Consider the following 15243-nt stretch of genomic DNA (forward strand, 5'->3'; position numbering starts at 1 on the left):
CCTCCTTCGCGCTGATCGAGTCCGGCTCCGCCTTTAGCAGATCGCCGCCACCGCGCCTAGAACCAGGCCCGCACCCCCAGCGCGAGCGCAAAGCCGCCCGTGCCGTCGCCATCGCGACGCGCATACCGCGCCGTCGCCCCGTAACGCCGCTCCCACGACACGCCGACATAGGGCGCGAACTCGCGCGCGATCTCGTAGCGAAGGCGCAGGCCCGCTTCCGCGCTCGACAGCCCGGCGCCGATCCGGCTGGCAGGCACGTCCTGCGCGGCCAGGTTGAACTCCACCCGCGGCTGCGCGATCAGCCGCTGCGTGATGCGCTGGTCATACCATGCCTCGCCCCGCGCCAGCACGTCGCCCCGATCGGACAGGAACAGCGCGCCCTCGACATCGAACCAATAGGGCGCCAGCCCCTCGACCCCCAGCACCGCATAGGTCCGCCGTGCCCCCGCGCCGACATCCTGCCGCACGCCCGCCTGCAGGTTCCAGTACGGATCGACCGCGCGTGCATACAGCGCCTGCACCTCGGCCGCATCGACGCGGCGCCCGAAATCCCCCTCGCCCTCGCTCTTCACCACCAGCCGGTGGATATCCCCACCGAACCAGCCCTCGCCGTCCCAGCGATAGCCGTCGCGGCCGTTCCGCACCTGAACCTCGGCGATGTTCAGGATCACCTGATGCATCGCCATGCCGCCATGCTCGCGCCGCATCCGCCGCTCCGCGCGCGCCATCGCGACGGGATCGTAAAAGGCATCCGCCGCGCGTGTCGTCGGTACCGGCGGCGGCGGTGCATCGCCCACTACCGGCGGCATCTGGGCGCCCGCATCATGCCCCATCGCGCCATGATCCATCGCGCCGTGGCCGCCTGAGCGGACAGGGGCAGGCGTGCAATGTCCCATCGCCGCATGCTCGGGCGCGCAGGGCGCGGCGGGTGGGGCAGGCACGGCCGGTGCCGCCTTGCAATGCCCCATTGCGGCGTGTTCCGGCGAACATGGCTCGGTCGCGGCCGGCGCGGGCGTGGCAGGCGCGGCCTTGCAATGCCCCATCGCCGCATGTTCCGGCGAACAATCCTGCGGCACGGCCATCAGCAGGCCCAGCAGCACCACGCTCACGCGCCATGCTCCATCGTGGCATCATGACGAACCGTCACCACCTGCATCATGCCGGCATGCATGTGGTAGAGCAGGTGGCAGTGGAACGCCCAGTCGCCCACCGCATCCGCGGTCAGGTCGAAGGTCACAGTGCCCCCCGGCGCCACGTTCACCGTATGCTTGCGCGGAGCATGGTCGCCGTGCCCCGTGACCAGTTCGAAGAAATGGCCGTGCAGGTGGATGGGGTGCGCCATCATCGTGTCGTTGACCAGTGTCACCCGCACCCGTTCGCCATGCCGGAACGGGATCGGCGCCTTGACCTCGTTCAGCTTCACCCCGTCGAACGCCCACATATAGCGTTCCATGTTGCCGGTCAGGTGGATGCGCAGCGTGCGCGAGGGCACCCGCACGTCCGGATTGCGCGCCAGCGCGACCAGATCGCGATAGACCAGCACCCGGTGCTCCACATCCGCCAGCCCCTGTGGCGGCTCGCCCGTGCGGTCCACCGGCATCGGCGCCACCGTCTGCACCGTCGGCGTGCGCGGCAGTTCGGGCGCGTTGGCGAAGTCGCGCATCGCATGGCGCATCGGCGCAGGGGCGCCATGCCCACCCGCGCCATCTCCACCTGCGCAGTGCCCCATCGCCGCATGCTCGGGGGCGCAGGGCGCCGCGGACGCCGCGTGATCCATGCCCATCCCCATGTCCTTCATCGTCGCCAGCGGCCGCCGGCGCAGCGCCGGCACCGCCGCCGCCATGCCCACCCGCGGCGCCAGCGTCGCCCGCGCCATGCCGGACCGGTCCCACGCTTCGGCCACCAGCGTATAGGCCATCGCCGCATCCGGCTCGACGATCACGTCATAGGTCTCGGCCACCGCGATCTGGAACTCGTCCACCGCGACGGGGCGCACATCCTGCCCGTCCGCCTGCACCACGGTCAGCTTCAGCCCGGGGATGCGCACGTTGAAGATCGTCATCGCGCTGGCGTTCACGATGCGCAGCCGCACCCGCTCCCCGCGCGAAAACAGCGCGGTCCAGTTGTCCGCCGGTCCATGGCCGTTGACCAGATAGGTGTAGGTCGACCCCGTCACGTCGGACACGTCGCTGGGGTCCATGCGCATCCCGCCCCACATCCACCGCTCGCCCGCCGACTGGTCGCGTCCCGCAATCAGCCCGGCCAGCGTCTGCTTCTGATAGTTGAAATACCCCCCTTGCGCCTTCAGCCTGGCGAAGATCGCATGCGGATGCATCGCGCTATGGTCGGACAGCACGATCACATGTTCGCGGTCGAACGCGACCGGGTCCGCCCCTTCGGGATCGATCACGATCGGGCCGTACAGCCCCATCTGCTCCTGCAACCCCGAATGGCTGTGATACCAGTATGTGCCCGCCTGGATGACGGGAAATTCGTAGGTGAAGCGGCTGCGTGCCGGAATGCCGGGAAAGCTGATCCCCGGCACCCCGTCCATCTGGAACGGCACCAGCAGCCCGTGCCAGTGCAGCGAGGTTTCCTCGTCCAGCCGGTTGTCCACGGTCAGCCGCGCCGTCTGCCCCTGCCGCAACCGGATCAGCGGCGCCGGCACGCTGCCGTTGATGCCGATGCCGTGCATGGCGCGTTCGTCGACCCGCATCATCTGGTGCGCGACCGTCAGGGTGATCGCCTCGCTCGACACTTCGGGCAAGGGCGCGGCGATCCCCGCCGACACCGATTGCGCCCAGCCGGGCACCGCCACCGCGCCGGCCGCACCCAGAAAGCCCCGGCGGGTCAGCTTCACCATGCCGTCATCCTCGCTCATGCCGATTTCGTGCCGGCCGCCTCCGGCGCCGGCGTCTTGGGCTTGTACGCGCACAGGTCGGCGACGATGCAGCGCCAGCATTCCGGCCGCCGCGCCTTGCACACATAGCGGCCGTGCAGGATCAGCCAGTGATGCGCGTGCAGGCGAAAGGGCTGCGGCGTCGCCTTGTCCAGCTTCAGCTCTACCGCCAGCGGCGTCTTGCCGCGCGCCAGCCCGGTGCGGTTGCCGACGCGAAAGATATGCGTGTCCACCGCAAAGGTTTCCGCCCCGAACGCCACGTTCATCACCACGTTCGCGGTCTTGCGCCCGACGCCGGGCAACCGTTCCAGCGCATCGCGGTCCGCCGGCACCTCGCCGCCATAGTCGTCGACCAGCATCTGCGACAGCGCGATGACGTTCTTGGCCTTGGTGTTGAACAGGCCGATCGTCTTGATCTGCTCCTTCAACCCCGCCTCGCCCAGTTCCAGCATCCGGGCCGGCGTATCGACGGTGGCGAACAGGCCGCGCGTCGCACGGTTCACCCCCGCATCGGTCGCCTGCGCGGACAGCGCGACCGCGACGACCAGCGTGTAGGGATTGACGAACTCCAGCTCGGTCTCGGGATGCGGGTTCGCCTCCGCCAGCCGCGCGTAGAATTCGACGACGTCGCCCTTTTTCACAAGCCCAGCACGTCGCCCATGCGATACCGCCCCGGCGCCTGCCCTGCCAGCCACAGTGCGGCGCGCACCGCGCCCTTGGCAAAGATCGAGCGCGCATCGGCACGGTGGTTCAGTTCGATCCGCTCGCCCTCGCTGGCGAAGATCACGCTGTGATCGCCGACCACCGATCCCCCGCGCAGCGACGCCATGCCGATCGTCCCCTCGGTGCGAGCGCCGACTAGTCCCGCACGCCCGTCGACGCGCAGTTCGCTCAAGCTCGTGCCCCGCCCCGCCGCCGCCGCCTCGCCCAGCAGCAGCGCGGTACCCGACGGCGCATCCACCTTGTGGCGGTGGTGCATTTCCAGCACCTCGATGTCCCAGTCCGCACCCAGCCGCGCCGCGGCCTCGCGCACCAGGGTCGACAACAGCGTGACGCCCAGCGAGGTATTGCCGGTCTGCAGCACCGCGATCTCGGCCGCCGCCGCATCGATCGCGGCATGCTGCTGCGCGCTCAGCCCCGTCGTGCCGATCACGATCGCGGTCCCGGCGGTGCGCGCCGCCGCCAGATGCGCGTCGAGCGCACCGGCGGTGGAAAAATCGACCAGCACATCGGCGGCGAGGGCTAGCGGCAAGGGGTCGTCACGCGAATCGGCCCCACCGGCCAGCGTCGCGCCTTCCACTTCGATCAGGTCGGCGATCGCACGGCCCATCCGCCCGGCGCTGCCATAGATGCCGATCGCGGTCATGCCCGACGCTCCCACCGGGGTGCACGGGCGACTGACGGTATGGGATGATCGGTCATGTCCCCGCTCTGCCAGAACGCGGCGCCCGCGCAAGGGGGCGAGAGTATCGGCCAGCCGGCTTTCAGCCGCGCGCCACGTCGCCGGCTTCGGCTTCCAGCCGCCGGTCCAGCGACTCCAGCGGCAATTCGATCTGTGCGGCGACCAGCGTGTCACCGGCACCGTCCATCAGCTCACGTGCGCGGATCAGCAGCGACTGCGCTTCGGAATAGGGGTTCATGCAAAACTCCGCGAACAAGCAACAAAGGCGGCAAAATCTGGCGCGGGCTTATCCACCGCACCGACGCGCAGCAATGAACCAGGTCACAGTCCCTGCACCAAAGCGGCACAGCCAAGGGGTATGTACGAAATCGTACAATGGGCTGAAATCAGGCTGCATTCCCGTTTTCCCCGCGGTCGCGACCCGGATATCCTCCTCCCATGACCACGCCATCGCTTGTCGTTCTGACCGGGGCCGGGCTGTCCGCCGAATCGGGCATTCCCACCTTCCACTCCACCGCCGGCGTCACCTATTGGGACGTGCGCGACCGCTTCGGCGTGCCGCAAAGCTATACGATCGAGGACGTCTGCACGCCCGAGGCGCTGGCCCGCGATCCCGCGCTCGTGCACGGCTTCTACGATGCGCGCCGCGCCGCCCTTGGCGAGGCCGCACCCAATGCCGCACACCGCGCGCTCGCCCGGCTCGACGCGGCATGGCCGGGCGACCTGTTCATCGTCACGCAGAATGTCGACGACCTGCACGAACGCGCAGGAACACGCCGGCTCGTCCACATGCATGGCGCGCTGCGCTCGGCGCTGTGTGCCGCCTGCGACGAACGCAGCGACTGGCAGGGCGATCTGCCACCCGGCACCTCCTGCCCCGCCTGCGGCGCCCCGGCGCTGCGGCCCGACATCGTGTTCTTTGGCGAGATGCCCTATGCGATGGACCGGATCGAGGCGGCTCTGGCGGGCGCGGACCTGTTCGTGTCGATCGGCACGTCGGGCGCGGTCTATCCCGCCGCCGGCTTCGTCCAGCTTGCCTGCGCGTACGGCGCGGACACGCTGGAACTCAATCTCGAACGCTCGGCCGGCAGCGACCGGTTCGCCGAAAGCCGATTGGGGCCGGCAAGCGTGCTCGTCCCCGACTGGGTCGATTCGCTGCTCGGCTGACGGGTCACTCCACCCAGTCGAGCCCCAGGTCGCGATACACGTCGCGGTCCTCGTCCCAGCCGGGGCGGACCTTCACGTGCAGGTAAAGGTGCACCGGATGGCCCAGCAACTGCGCCAGTTCGGTGCGGGCGCGCGCGCCGATCTCCTTGATCCGGGCGCCGCTCTTGCCCAGCACGATCGCGCGCTGCGTCGGCCGCTCGACCAAGATCTGCTGGTGGATCTCGACCGACCCGTCCTCGCGCTCCTTGTACGCCTCGGTCTCGACCGCGCTGGCATAGGGCAATTCGGCATGGAGTTGCAGGTAAAGCTGCTCGCGCGTCACCTCGGCAGCCAGCGCGCGCTCGGTCGCGTCGGACACCTGGTCCTCCGGATAATGCCACGGCCCTTCCGGGACCAGTTTGGCGAATGCACGCTTCAACTCGGCCACGCCGTCGCCCGTCGCCGCGCTGACGAACCACGTCTCGGCAAAGGGGACCAGCGCGTTCAGCTTTTCGGCATGGACCAGCAGCTTGGCCTTGTCCGCCAGATCGACCTTGTTCAGGATCAGGTGCTTGGGCTCCGGCCGGTCGGCGATCGCCTCGGCGATGTCGGTCACCTTGGACCCCAAACCGCCCTTGCCGTCGACCACCAGCGCCAGGATGTCGGCACCCTCCGCCCCGCCCCAGGCCGCGGCCACCATCGCCCGGTCCAGCCGCCGCTTCGGCTCGAAGATGCCGGGCGTGTCGACCAGCAGGATCTGCGCATCGCCCTCGATTGCGACACCCAGCAACTTGGCGCGCGTCGTCTGCGCCTTGGGGCTGACGATCGCGACCTTCTGGCCGACCAGCGCATTCACCAGCGTGGACTTGCCGGCATTGGGTGCACCGACGACGGCGACGAGGCCGCAATGTTGAGTCATTCTAGGCTTTCCGGGGGAAGAGATGCCGCCCCGTTAGCAGAAATCGGCCGGTTAGAGAATAAGCGGCTCGTCCCAAGCCGGACCGGCGTGATCCCCCCTTCCCCGTTCGTATCGAGTAACCGTCGAGTAGCGGCGCAGCCGCGTATCGAAACGGTGTATCGAGCGACAGGTTGGCGCACGAAACGCGGCCTCGTCACCCGCTCCAGACACGAACCGGCCGAGGACGAAATCGCCGCTGCTCCCTTACCCCCGCACCTTCGCCAGCAACGCCTTGGCTGCCGCCGTCTCGGCCTCCTGCTTGTTCGCTCCGCTCGCCGTCGCCTCGGCCGATTTGCCGACCCGCACCGTCACCGTAAAGCGCGGCGCATGCTGCGGCCCCGACCGGTCGGTTACTTCATATTCGGGCGGCTTGCGATTGCTCGCCGCGGCCCATTCCTGCAGCGCCGATTTGGGATGCTGCGGCGCCTTGGCATGGGCATGCACCCGGTCGCCCCAGGCCTGGTGGATGAAGGCGCGCACCGCCTCCAGCCCGGCTTCGCGGTACCAGGCACCGATCAGCGCCTCCATCACGTCGCCCAGCACATTGTCGCTTTCCGATGCGCCGTCGTCGCGCGCCTGCTTGCCCAGCCGCAGATGATCGCGCACGCCCAGTTCGCGCGCCACGTCGGCGCACACCGCACCCGTCACCAGCGCGTTCAGCCGCTTGGACAATTGCCCCTCGGGCTCATCCGGAAACTGCTCCCACAGCCATTCGGCCATGACGAGGCCGAGTACCCGGTCGCCCAGAAACTCCAGCCGCTCGTAATTCTCCGCCGCCTGGCTGCCATGGGTCAGCGCGCGGGCGAAGGGCGCGGCGTCCCTCGGCACCCGACCGAAAACGCTGGCCAGCCATTCCGAAGGCACGTTCAAAACCCTTCTCCAATCCGCGCCGGCCGTGCCGCCTGGAACCAGGTCCATGGCAACAGCCACGATGCGCTGCCATCGGTCGAGAAGAAGGTGATCGCCGCCTTGCCTTCCAGCCGCTCCATCGGGATGTATCCCATGCCGAACGGTGCGGGGAAGCGGCTGTCCGCCGAATCGTCGCGATTGTCGCCCATCAGGAACACGTTGCCCGCGGGCACGGTATAGACGTCGGTGTCGTCGCGATCGGGAAAGTCGCCCTGATCCAGCACGTCGTAGCTGCGCCCGCCGGGCAGCGTCTCGCGATAGCGGCGATAGCGGCAGATCTGCGTGCCGCCGACCACGTCCAGATGATCGGCGCCGCATTTCTCCGCATCGAAATTCGGGCTCAGCGGCAGGGTGAAGTCGGCGACCCGCGCCTTGGGGATCGGCTTGCCGTTCAGGATCACCTGCCCGCCGCGCACCTGCACCGTGTCGCCGGGCAGGCCGATCACCCGCTTGATGACGTCGTGATCGTCATGCGCCGGGTCGGTATCGCCGGGCGCCGGGTCGGGGCTGCGGAACACCACCACGTCGCCGCGCGCCGGGTCGCTCGCCAGGATACGCCCCGGGATCAGCGGCAGGCCCCAGGGCAGCGACCAGCGCGAATAGCCGTAATTCCACTTGGTCACGAACAGATAGTCGCCGATCAGCAGGCGCGGCAGCATCGATTCCGACGGGATCGAATAGGGCGCGAACAGGAAGCTGCGGATAACGAACACGAACAGCGCCAGCTTCAACAGGAAGCGCAACGTCTCCTCCGCTTCCGAACGCTTGGGGCTGTCGGGTTGCGCCTTCGGGGCGGCGGCGGGCGGTGGTGTATCGGCCATGCGTCATCGGTTCGCGCAACGCTTGGGCGGCGTCAAGCGGCAGGTCGTCTGCATCCCTTCGCAGGTGCGAAACGTTCGGGCTTGGCTTTCGCCGTCGCCTTGTCATACCCCCGACAGGATAACGGCCCCTTATGCAAAGGACATATACCCATGGCTGCCGACTGGTCGACGATCGAAGCGCTTCCCCGGACGCCGCTTCTCCAGCTTTTCGCCGAGGACCCCGACCGGCTGAAGACGTTCAGCCTCGACGTCGCGGGCATCCATTTCGACTGGTCCAAGACGCACCTGACGCGTGACGCGGTCGCCGCCTTCGCCGAACTCGCCAAGGCGCAGGGGCTTGCCGCCAAGCGCGACGCGCTGTTCGGCGGCGAGGTGGTCAACGTCACCGAGGGCCGCGCGGTCGAGCACACCGCCGAGCGCGGCGAAGGCAATCCCGAAAGCGTCGCCCGCTCGCGCGGTTTCCACGACCGGATGCGCGCGCTGATCGACGCGATCGAGGCGGAGGCGCTCGGCCCCGTCCGCTCCATCCTGCACGTCGGCATCGGCGGCTCCGCGCTCGGGCCCGATCTGCTGGTCGACGCGCTCGGCCGCGAAAGCGATCGCTACGACGTGGCGATCGTCTCCAACGTCGACGGCGTCGCGCTGGAGGAAGCGTTCAAGCGCTTCGACCCTGCGACCACGCTGCTCGTCGTCGCCTCCAAGACCTTCACCACGACCGAGACGATGCTGAACGCCACCTCGGTCCTGCAATGGATGACCGAACACGGCGTCGAGGATCCGTATGGCCGCGTGATCGCGCTCACCGCCAGCCCGGACAAGGCGGTGGAATGGGGCGTGGACGAGACGCGCGTGCTGCCCTTCTCGGAATCGGTCGGCGGGCGCTACTCGCTCTGGTCCTCGATCGGCTTTCCCGCCGCGCTCGCGCTCGGCTGGGACCAGTTCGAGGAATTGCTGGAGGGTGCAGCCGAGATGGACCGCCATTTCCGCCTCACCGCGCTCCACGAGAACGCCCCCGCCCTCGCTGCCTTTGCCGACCTCTACTACACCCAGGTCCGCGGCGCCGAGACCCGCGCCCCCTTCGCCTATGACGAGCGCCTGCGCCTCCTCCCCAGCTACCTCCAGCAACTCGAAATGGAATCGAACGGCAAGGGCGTCACCATCGACGGACAGCCCGTCGGACGCCCCACCGCCGCCATCACCTGGGGCGGCGTCGGCACCGACGCGCAACACGCCGTCTTCCAGCTCCTCCACCAGGGCACCCACCTCGTCCCCGTCGAGTTCATCGCCTCCATCGAACCCGGCGACACCCTCGCCGAAGAGCATCACCGCCAACTGCTCCTCAACGCCTTCGCGCAAGGGGCGGCACTCATGAAGGGCAAGCAGGCGGACGACCCGGCGCGCAGCTACTCGGGCGACCGCCCCTCATCCACCCTGCTGCTCGACACGGTCGACGCCCGCACGCTCGGCGCCCTCATCGCCTTCTACGAACAGCGCGTCTTCGTGAACGGCGTACTGCTCGGCATCAACTCCTTCGACCAGTTCGGCGTCGAACTCGGCAAGGAAATGGCCAAGGCGGCGGAGAAGGGCGGCGGTGATTTCGACCCCTCCACCACCGACCTGATCGCCCGCGCCGGCCTCGACTGACGCCGCGGCGCTCCTTATGTGTATGGCTCCTGGGAGCCATACACATGCGGACCAATATCGAGATCGATGATGCGCTCATGGCCGAAGCCATGGAGGCGACCGGCGCACGTACAAAGAAGGAGGCAGTCGAGGCCGCCCTTCGTCAACTGGTGCAGTTGAAACGTCAGGCCGGCATCCGCGAGTTGCGCGGCAAGGTGGAATGGATCGGCGACCTCGACGCGATGAGGCGCGATTGATCCTCGTCGATTCCAGTGTCTGGATCGATTATCTGACCGGCCGCCCGTCGCGCCAGGCCGATCACCTCGATACCATTCTTGATAAAAGGCCGATCGGCATTCCCGATCTGGTACTTACGGAGGTTCTGCAGGGCTGCCGGACGGACGCGGAATACAGGCGGCTGCACGGCAGGATGACGGTGTATCCGGTGGTGCCGGTCGGAGGGGAGCGATGCGCCGTGGAAGCCGCTCGCCACTACCGTACCCTGCGCACGCTTGGCATCACCATCCGCAAGACCATCGACACGCTCATCGCCACGCGCTGCATCCTTGATGGCACCCCGTTGCTTTACAGTGACCGGGACTTCGACCCTTTCGTACGGCATCTGGGGCTGATCCCGGTGCTGGAACCCGCATCCGGAGTGAATTGATGTCCGACTTTGATTATGACCTGTTCGTCATCGGCGCCGGGTCGGGCGGCACGCGCGCCAGCCGGGTTGCCGCGGCCCATGGCGCCAGGGTCGCGGTGGCCGAGGAATACCGCGTCGGCGGCACCTGCGTCATCCGTGGCTGCGTGCCCAAGAAGCTGCTCGCGATCGGTGCGCATTTCGCCGAGGATCTGAGCGATGCCAAGCGCTTCGGCTGGCAGGTGCCCGACCAGTGCGAATTTTCCTGGCCGACGCTGCGCGACAATGTGCTGGCCGAGGTCGACCGGATCAACGGCGCCTATACCAATACGCTGGAAAGCCACGGGGTCGACATCATCAACCAGCGCGCCGTCGTGACCGGCCCGAACAGCGTCCGCCTCGCCGACGGCACGGAAAAGACCGCTGGCAAGATCCTGATCGCGGTCGGCGCCCACCCCGCCGTGCCAGAATGCGAAGGCCATGAACTCGGCATCACCTCCAACGAGGCGTTCCACCTGCCCGCCGTGCCCAGGCGCATCCTGATCGCCGGTGCCGGCTATATCGCCAATGAATTCGCCGGCATCTTTCACCAGCTTGGCGCCCATGTCATCCTGATGAACCGCAGCAAGGAGATCCTGCGCGGCTATGAACTGGCGATCCGCGACCGCCTGCTTCAGATCTCGATGATGAAGGGGATCGAGTTCCGCTTTGACGCCACCTTCCAGGGGATCGAGAAGCTCAACGATGGCTGCCTGCAGGTCAGCATGGCGAACCACGAACCCGTGGTGGTCGATTGCGTGATGTTCGCCACCGGCCGCGTGCCCAACACCCATGGCCTCGGCCTGGAAAGCGCCGGCGTGGAACTGGACGACAAGGGCGCGATCAAGGTGGACGAGGCGAACCGCTCCACCTGCGACAGCATCTATGCCGTCGGCGATGTCACCAACCGCGTCCAACTCACGCCGGTGGCGATCCGCGAGGGTCAGGCCTTTGCCGACACCGTGTTCGGCAACAAGCCGACCAGCGTCGACTATGACTGCATCCCCTCTGCCGTATTCAGCCATCCTCCCATTGCCGGCGTCGGCATGACGGAGGCGGAGGCCAAGTCGAAGCTGGGATCGGTCAAGGTCTATTCGTCGGACTTCCGCCCGATGAAGAACGTGCTGGCCGGGCGTGACGAGCGCGCCCTCTACAAGATGGTGTGCGACAGCGAGACGGATCGCATCCTCGGCCTGCACATGATCGGCCCCGACGTACCCGAAATCCTGCAGGCCGCGGCGATCGCGGTAAAGGCGGGTCTGACCAAGGCGCAGTTCGACGCCACTGTCGCCCTGCACCCGACCATGGCCGAGGAACTCGTCCTGATGCGTTGACCTGATGCTCCCGCGGGTGTGCGCCCACGCATCACCCGCGGGAAGGTTCCTGGTGCCGGGCGATTTTTGCCCTGCCGGCCCGTACCGGCCGCCCCGCCCTCCTGCCGCGTGGCGGCCGCGCCACATCGGGCCCTGAATGCAACACGCTCCACCATAAGGTCGCTTGGCGTACACAAGCGATCGGGATTAGCAGTTCGGCTCTGCTGCAACGACAAGCAGGGGCGGCTCTCCCGCACCCGGCGGCGACGGCATCAGGGTTGCGCACGGCTCCGTTACGGAGAGGATTGCCGATGGCGGGTCATCCCCGCCCAGCCTTACGTCCCGGCCGGTAGAACCGGCGGCGACGGGGGCCCCACGGCGCCGGCAGCCCGACAGGCAGGACCGGCACGGGCCCGATCGGGTCCGGCCCATGGGGAACGACGTGATGAAGACGATGATGACGGCCGCACTGCGCGCCACGCTGGCCACCACCACCATTTTAGGAAGCGCTACGATCCTGTCCGCGCCCGCCGCCGCGCAGACGACGACCGCCTCGATCCGCGGCCAGGTGACCGGGCCGGACGGCGCGCCCGCCGCCGGCGCCGCGGTGACCGCGGTCAACACCGGCACCAACCAGACGCAGCGCAGCACCGCCGACGGGAATGGCGCCTTTGTCCTCAACGGCCTGCGTCCCGGCCAGTACCGCATCACCACCACCGCCACCAGCGGAGAGACCGCCGAACGCCTCGTCATCGTGTCGATCGGCCAGTCCGCGACGCTCGACATCCGCCTCGCCGCGCCCGCGCCGACCCCGGCGCCGGGGACCGGGACCGAAACCACGATCGACGGCACGCCGCCGGCCGCCCCCGGCGGCGGCGATGGCGGCGAGATCGTCGTCACCGGCAACCGCCTCGTCGAGGTGAAGACCAGCGAGATCGCGACCAACATCACCCAGGAACAGATCCGCACCCTGCCGCAGACCGACCGCAACTTCCTCAGCTTCGCCGCGCTTGCCCCCGGCGTCCGCTACAATGATTCCGAGACGAACAAGGGGTTTCAGGCCGGCGCCTCGGCGGCTAGCCAGGTCAACGTCTTCATCGACGGCGTCAGCCTGAAGAACAAGCTGCGTGAGGGCGGCGTCGCGGGGCAACAGAACAGCCGCGGCAATCCCTTCGGCCAGCTCGCGGTGCAGGAATTCCGCGTCCTGACGCAGAACTACAAGGCGGAATATGAGCAGGCCGGCTCGGCGATCATCACCTCGGTGACGAAGTCGGGCACCAACGAATTCCACGGCGAGGTCTTCGGCCAATATACCGACCGCTCGCTCAGCCAGACCGACTACATCGTCCGCCGCCGCGGCGATCCCAAGCCCGCCTTTGAACGCAAGCAGTACGGCGCCTCGCTCGGCGGCCCGATCATTAAGGACAAGCTGTTCTTCTTCGGCGCCTATGAGGGCAACGATCAGGACCGCGCGCTGATCGTCAATTCCAGCGGCGAACAGGCCGCGATCAACGAGTTCGAGCAATTCTCCGGCCGCCGCCTGAGCGAGTTCGAGGGCGCCTTTGTCAGCCCGTTCCGCCAGGATTTCTATTTCGGCAAGCTGACCCTGACCCCGGACGAGCGCCAGGTGTTCGACCTGTCGTTCAGCCGCCGTCAGGAAACCGACATCCAGGGCTTCGACGGCAATGTCAGCTATGAAAGCGCCGAGAACAAGATCAACACGGTCGACACCTATCTGTTCAAATGGACCTATACCGGCGACAGCTTCGTCAACGAATTCAACGCCAACTATCTCAGCTACATCTTCAATCCGACCTCGCTGAACCCGGACCTGCCCTCTTTCGACTATGCCGGCGTGCTGGTCTTCGGCGGCAAGGATTCGACCAGGCGCGAGGTGCAGCAAAGCTACACCTTCCGTAACGACCTGACCTATACCGGCCTCGACACCCATGTGTTCAAGGTCGGCGGCCGCGTCGAGATCACCGATATCGAATTCATCAACAACGCCTATATCCAGCCGCGCTACACCTTCAACCGCGCCGACAATGCCGGCACGCCCAACGACACCAGCGACGACCTGACCTTCGCCTTTCCGTCCGAGGCGCGCCTCGGCCTCGGCAATGGCCGCATCTACGGCTCCAACACGCAGGTCGGTGTCTATGCGCAGGACGACTGGGACGTCACCGGCCGGCTGCAACTCAACATCGGCGTGCGCTGGGATTACGAGACCAACGCCAAGAACAACAATTTCCGCACCCCCGACAATGCCGCCGCCGCGCTGCGCGCGCTGCCCAGCACCTTCTACTTCGATCCCGAAAACTACATATCGACGGGTAACAACCGCAAGCCGTTCGCCGGCGCCATCGCGCCGCGCTTCGGCTTTTCGTGGGATATCAAGGACGACCAGTCGACGGTGATCTTCGGCGGCGCCGGCCGCTATTATGACCGCAACAACTTCAACAACACGGTCGACGAACTCAGCCGCACGATCAACCCGGTCGGCGTGTTCCGCTTCTCGCCGACCGGCACGCCGCGCCGCGGCCTGCCCACCGTCGCCTGGAACCCCAGCTACCTGACCCGCGACGGCCTGCTGACCCTGCTCTCGACGCAGCCCGAAACCGGCCTGCCCGAACTGCTGGCGACCAAGAACAACACGAAGCCGCCGGTCAACGATCAGGTCTCGTTCGGCATCCGCCAGCGCGTCGGGCCGTTCCAGGCCTCGCTTTCCGGATCGTACCAGCGGGGTCGCAACGGCTATACCTATCTGTTCGCCACGCGGCAGAATGGCGGCCTGGGCGCGCCCAACGATCCGGCGCTGCTCTCCACCGTCCGCGCACTCGGCTATCAGAACGTGCTGATCGGCTATGACGGGCTCGACACCCGCTACAAGGCGCTCTTCTTCACCCTCGACAAGACCTATACCGAGGCATCGGGCTGGGGCCTCAACATCGCCTATACGCTTGGCAAGGCGGAGAAGAACGGCGCGAACGACGTGTTCGACCTGTTCAGCCTCGATGAGGTCGTGCCCGACGCCTATGGCTGGCGCCCCTCGGTCGGTGACGAGCGCCACCGCGTTGTCCTGTCCGGCATCGTCGATCTGCCGCTCGGCTTCAAATTCTCGACGATCACGACGCTGGGCAGCGGCTCGGCCTACAATATCGTCGATACCACCAACGGTACCGAGCCGGGCCAGCGCGCGTTCCGCGTCGGCTATCCGGAAAAGAACTGCATCAAGGGGCTGTTCGCCTTTTGCGAAGTCAACCTGACGCTGGCCAAGCGCTTCTCGATCTTCGGCAACAGCGACAGCTTCGAGGCCGCAGTCGACGTGCTGAACGCCTTCAACAACAAGAATTTCGCCGGCTTCGACGAAGGTATCAACCTGTCCGCCACCCCGCCCGATACGCTGCGCCCCGCCGATGCGGCCAACGCCACGCGCGTGCTGACCCTGCCGCGCCGCGTGCAGTTCCGCCTCGGCTATCGCTTCTGACCC

Annotated in this window: 14 protein-coding genes; 6 read left to right on the forward strand and 8 right to left on the reverse strand. The window is 67.4% G+C overall.

From position 1 onward, the window contains the following. Positions 1-56: 56 nt before the first annotated feature. From NPJ82_RS15130 to NPJ82_RS15150, 5 genes are all read right to left on the reverse strand, one after another. On the reverse strand, positions 57-1109 hold the full coding sequence (locus NPJ82_RS15130) for a copper resistance protein B (RefSeq protein WP_342657864.1): 1053 nt from the start codon (positions 1107-1109) through the stop codon (positions 57-59). Then, on the reverse strand, positions 1106-2863 hold the full coding sequence (locus NPJ82_RS15135) for a copper resistance system multicopper oxidase (RefSeq protein WP_342659035.1): 1758 nt from the start codon (positions 2861-2863) through the stop codon (positions 1106-1108). The genes NPJ82_RS15130 and NPJ82_RS15135 overlap by 4 nt, the downstream gene beginning before the upstream one ends. Positions 2864-2877: 14 nt before the next feature. After that, entirely contained in the window at positions 2878-3540 is a 663-nt protein-coding gene (nth, locus tag NPJ82_RS15140; protein WP_342657865.1) for an endonuclease III, read from the reverse strand. Beyond that, the gene (gene dapB, locus NPJ82_RS15145; protein ID WP_342657866.1) at positions 3537-4265 is read right to left on the reverse strand and encodes a 4-hydroxy-tetrahydrodipicolinate reductase; all 729 of its coding nucleotides are present in this window, start codon (positions 4263-4265) and stop codon (positions 3537-3539) included. The genes nth and dapB overlap by 4 nt, the downstream gene beginning before the upstream one ends. 118 nt (positions 4266-4383) lie before the next feature. Further along, a complete protein-coding gene (locus NPJ82_RS15150; protein ID WP_160146731.1) occupies positions 4384-4539 on the reverse strand; it encodes a hypothetical protein in 156 nt (51 codons plus the stop codon). Positions 4540-4739: 200 nt separating this feature from the next. On the opposite strand from NPJ82_RS15150, the gene NPJ82_RS15155 reads away from it, so the two are divergent. Beyond that, on the forward strand, positions 4740-5468 hold the full coding sequence (locus NPJ82_RS15155) for an NAD-dependent deacylase (RefSeq protein WP_342657867.1): 729 nt from the start codon (positions 4740-4742) through the stop codon (positions 5466-5468). A 4-nt stretch (positions 5469-5472) separates the two neighbouring features. Here the strand turns inward: NPJ82_RS15155 and era are convergent, their stop codons facing one another. The 3 genes from era to lepB all read right to left on the reverse strand — a co-directional run bounded on the left by era (position 5473) and on the right by lepB (position 8135). Next, positions 5473-6366 carry a GTPase Era gene (era, locus tag NPJ82_RS15160; protein ID WP_342657868.1) on the reverse strand — a complete coding sequence of 298 codons (894 nt, stop codon included), beginning with the start codon at positions 6364-6366 and terminating at the stop codon, positions 5473-5475. Between the two features lie 243 nt (positions 6367-6609). After that, entirely contained in the window at positions 6610-7275 is a 666-nt protein-coding gene (gene rnc, locus NPJ82_RS15165; protein WP_342657869.1) for a ribonuclease III, read from the reverse strand. Continuing rightward, a complete protein-coding gene (lepB, locus tag NPJ82_RS15170) occupies positions 7272-8135 on the reverse strand; it encodes a signal peptidase I (RefSeq protein WP_342657870.1) in 864 nt (287 codons plus the stop codon). Before lepB ends, rnc begins: the two co-directional genes overlap by 4 nt. A gap of 150 nt (positions 8136-8285) precedes the next feature. Here lepB and pgi point away from each other — a divergent pair, with 150 nt between their 5' ends. The 5 genes from pgi to NPJ82_RS15195 all read left to right on the forward strand — a co-directional run bounded on the left by pgi (position 8286) and on the right by NPJ82_RS15195 (position 15240). Further along, positions 8286-9779, forward strand: coding sequence for a glucose-6-phosphate isomerase (gene pgi, locus NPJ82_RS15175; protein WP_342657871.1), 1494 nt, complete (start codon positions 8286-8288; stop codon positions 9777-9779). A 44-nt stretch (positions 9780-9823) separates the two neighbouring features. Beyond that, complete coding sequence (locus tag NPJ82_RS15180; protein WP_342657872.1) at positions 9824-10015, forward strand: type II toxin-antitoxin system VapB family antitoxin; 192 nt, start codon at positions 9824-9826, stop codon at positions 10013-10015. Then, a complete protein-coding gene (locus NPJ82_RS15185) occupies positions 10012-10425 on the forward strand; it encodes a PIN domain nuclease (protein ID WP_342657873.1) in 414 nt (137 codons plus the stop codon). The genes NPJ82_RS15180 and NPJ82_RS15185 overlap by 4 nt, the downstream gene beginning before the upstream one ends. Then, complete coding sequence (gorA, locus tag NPJ82_RS15190; RefSeq protein ID WP_342657874.1) at positions 10425-11774, forward strand: glutathione-disulfide reductase; 1350 nt, start codon at positions 10425-10427, stop codon at positions 11772-11774. The genes NPJ82_RS15185 and gorA overlap by 1 nt, the downstream gene beginning before the upstream one ends. Positions 11775-12198: 424 nt before the next feature. Continuing rightward, positions 12199-15240 (forward strand): TonB-dependent receptor, encoded by a 3042-nt coding sequence (locus tag NPJ82_RS15195; RefSeq protein WP_342657875.1) that lies wholly within the window; start codon positions 12199-12201, stop codon positions 15238-15240. Positions 15241-15243 lie beyond the last annotated feature (3 nt).

This window comes from Sphingomonas sp. NY01, from assembly GCF_038809135.1.
In the GTDB taxonomy this organism is placed as follows: Bacteria; Pseudomonadota; Alphaproteobacteria; order Sphingomonadales; family Sphingomonadaceae; genus Sphingomonas; species Sphingomonas carotinifaciens.

Excerpts from the sequence above, each read along its gene's own strand:
- NPJ82_RS15135 (WP_342659035.1), bottom strand. The coding sequence starts at position 2,863 with ATGGTGAAGCTGACCCGCCGGGGCTTTCTGGGTGCGGCCGGCGCGGTG.
- dapB (WP_342657866.1), bottom strand. The coding sequence starts at position 4,265 with ATGACCGCGATCGGCATCTATGGCAGCGCCGGGCGGATGGGCCGTGCG.
- NPJ82_RS15150 (WP_160146731.1), bottom strand. The coding sequence starts at position 4,539 with ATGAACCCCTATTCCGAAGCGCAGTCGCTGCTGATCCGCGCACGTGAG.
- NPJ82_RS15155 (WP_342657867.1), top strand. The coding sequence starts at position 4,740 with ATGACCACGCCATCGCTTGTCGTTCTGACCGGGGCCGGGCTGTCCGCC.
- era (WP_342657868.1), bottom strand. The coding sequence starts at position 6,366 with ATGACTCAACATTGCGGCCTCGTCGCCGTCGTCGGTGCACCCAATGCC.
- lepB (WP_342657870.1), bottom strand. The coding sequence starts at position 8,135 with ATGGCCGATACACCACCGCCCGCCGCCGCCCCGAAGGCGCAACCCGAC.
- pgi (WP_342657871.1), top strand. The coding sequence starts at position 8,286 with ATGGCTGCCGACTGGTCGACGATCGAAGCGCTTCCCCGGACGCCGCTT.
- NPJ82_RS15180 (WP_342657872.1), top strand. The coding sequence starts at position 9,824 with ATGCGGACCAATATCGAGATCGATGATGCGCTCATGGCCGAAGCCATG.
- gorA (WP_342657874.1), top strand. The coding sequence starts at position 10,425 with ATGTCCGACTTTGATTATGACCTGTTCGTCATCGGCGCCGGGTCGGGC.
- NPJ82_RS15195 (WP_342657875.1), top strand. The coding sequence starts at position 12,199 with ATGAAGACGATGATGACGGCCGCACTGCGCGCCACGCTGGCCACCACC.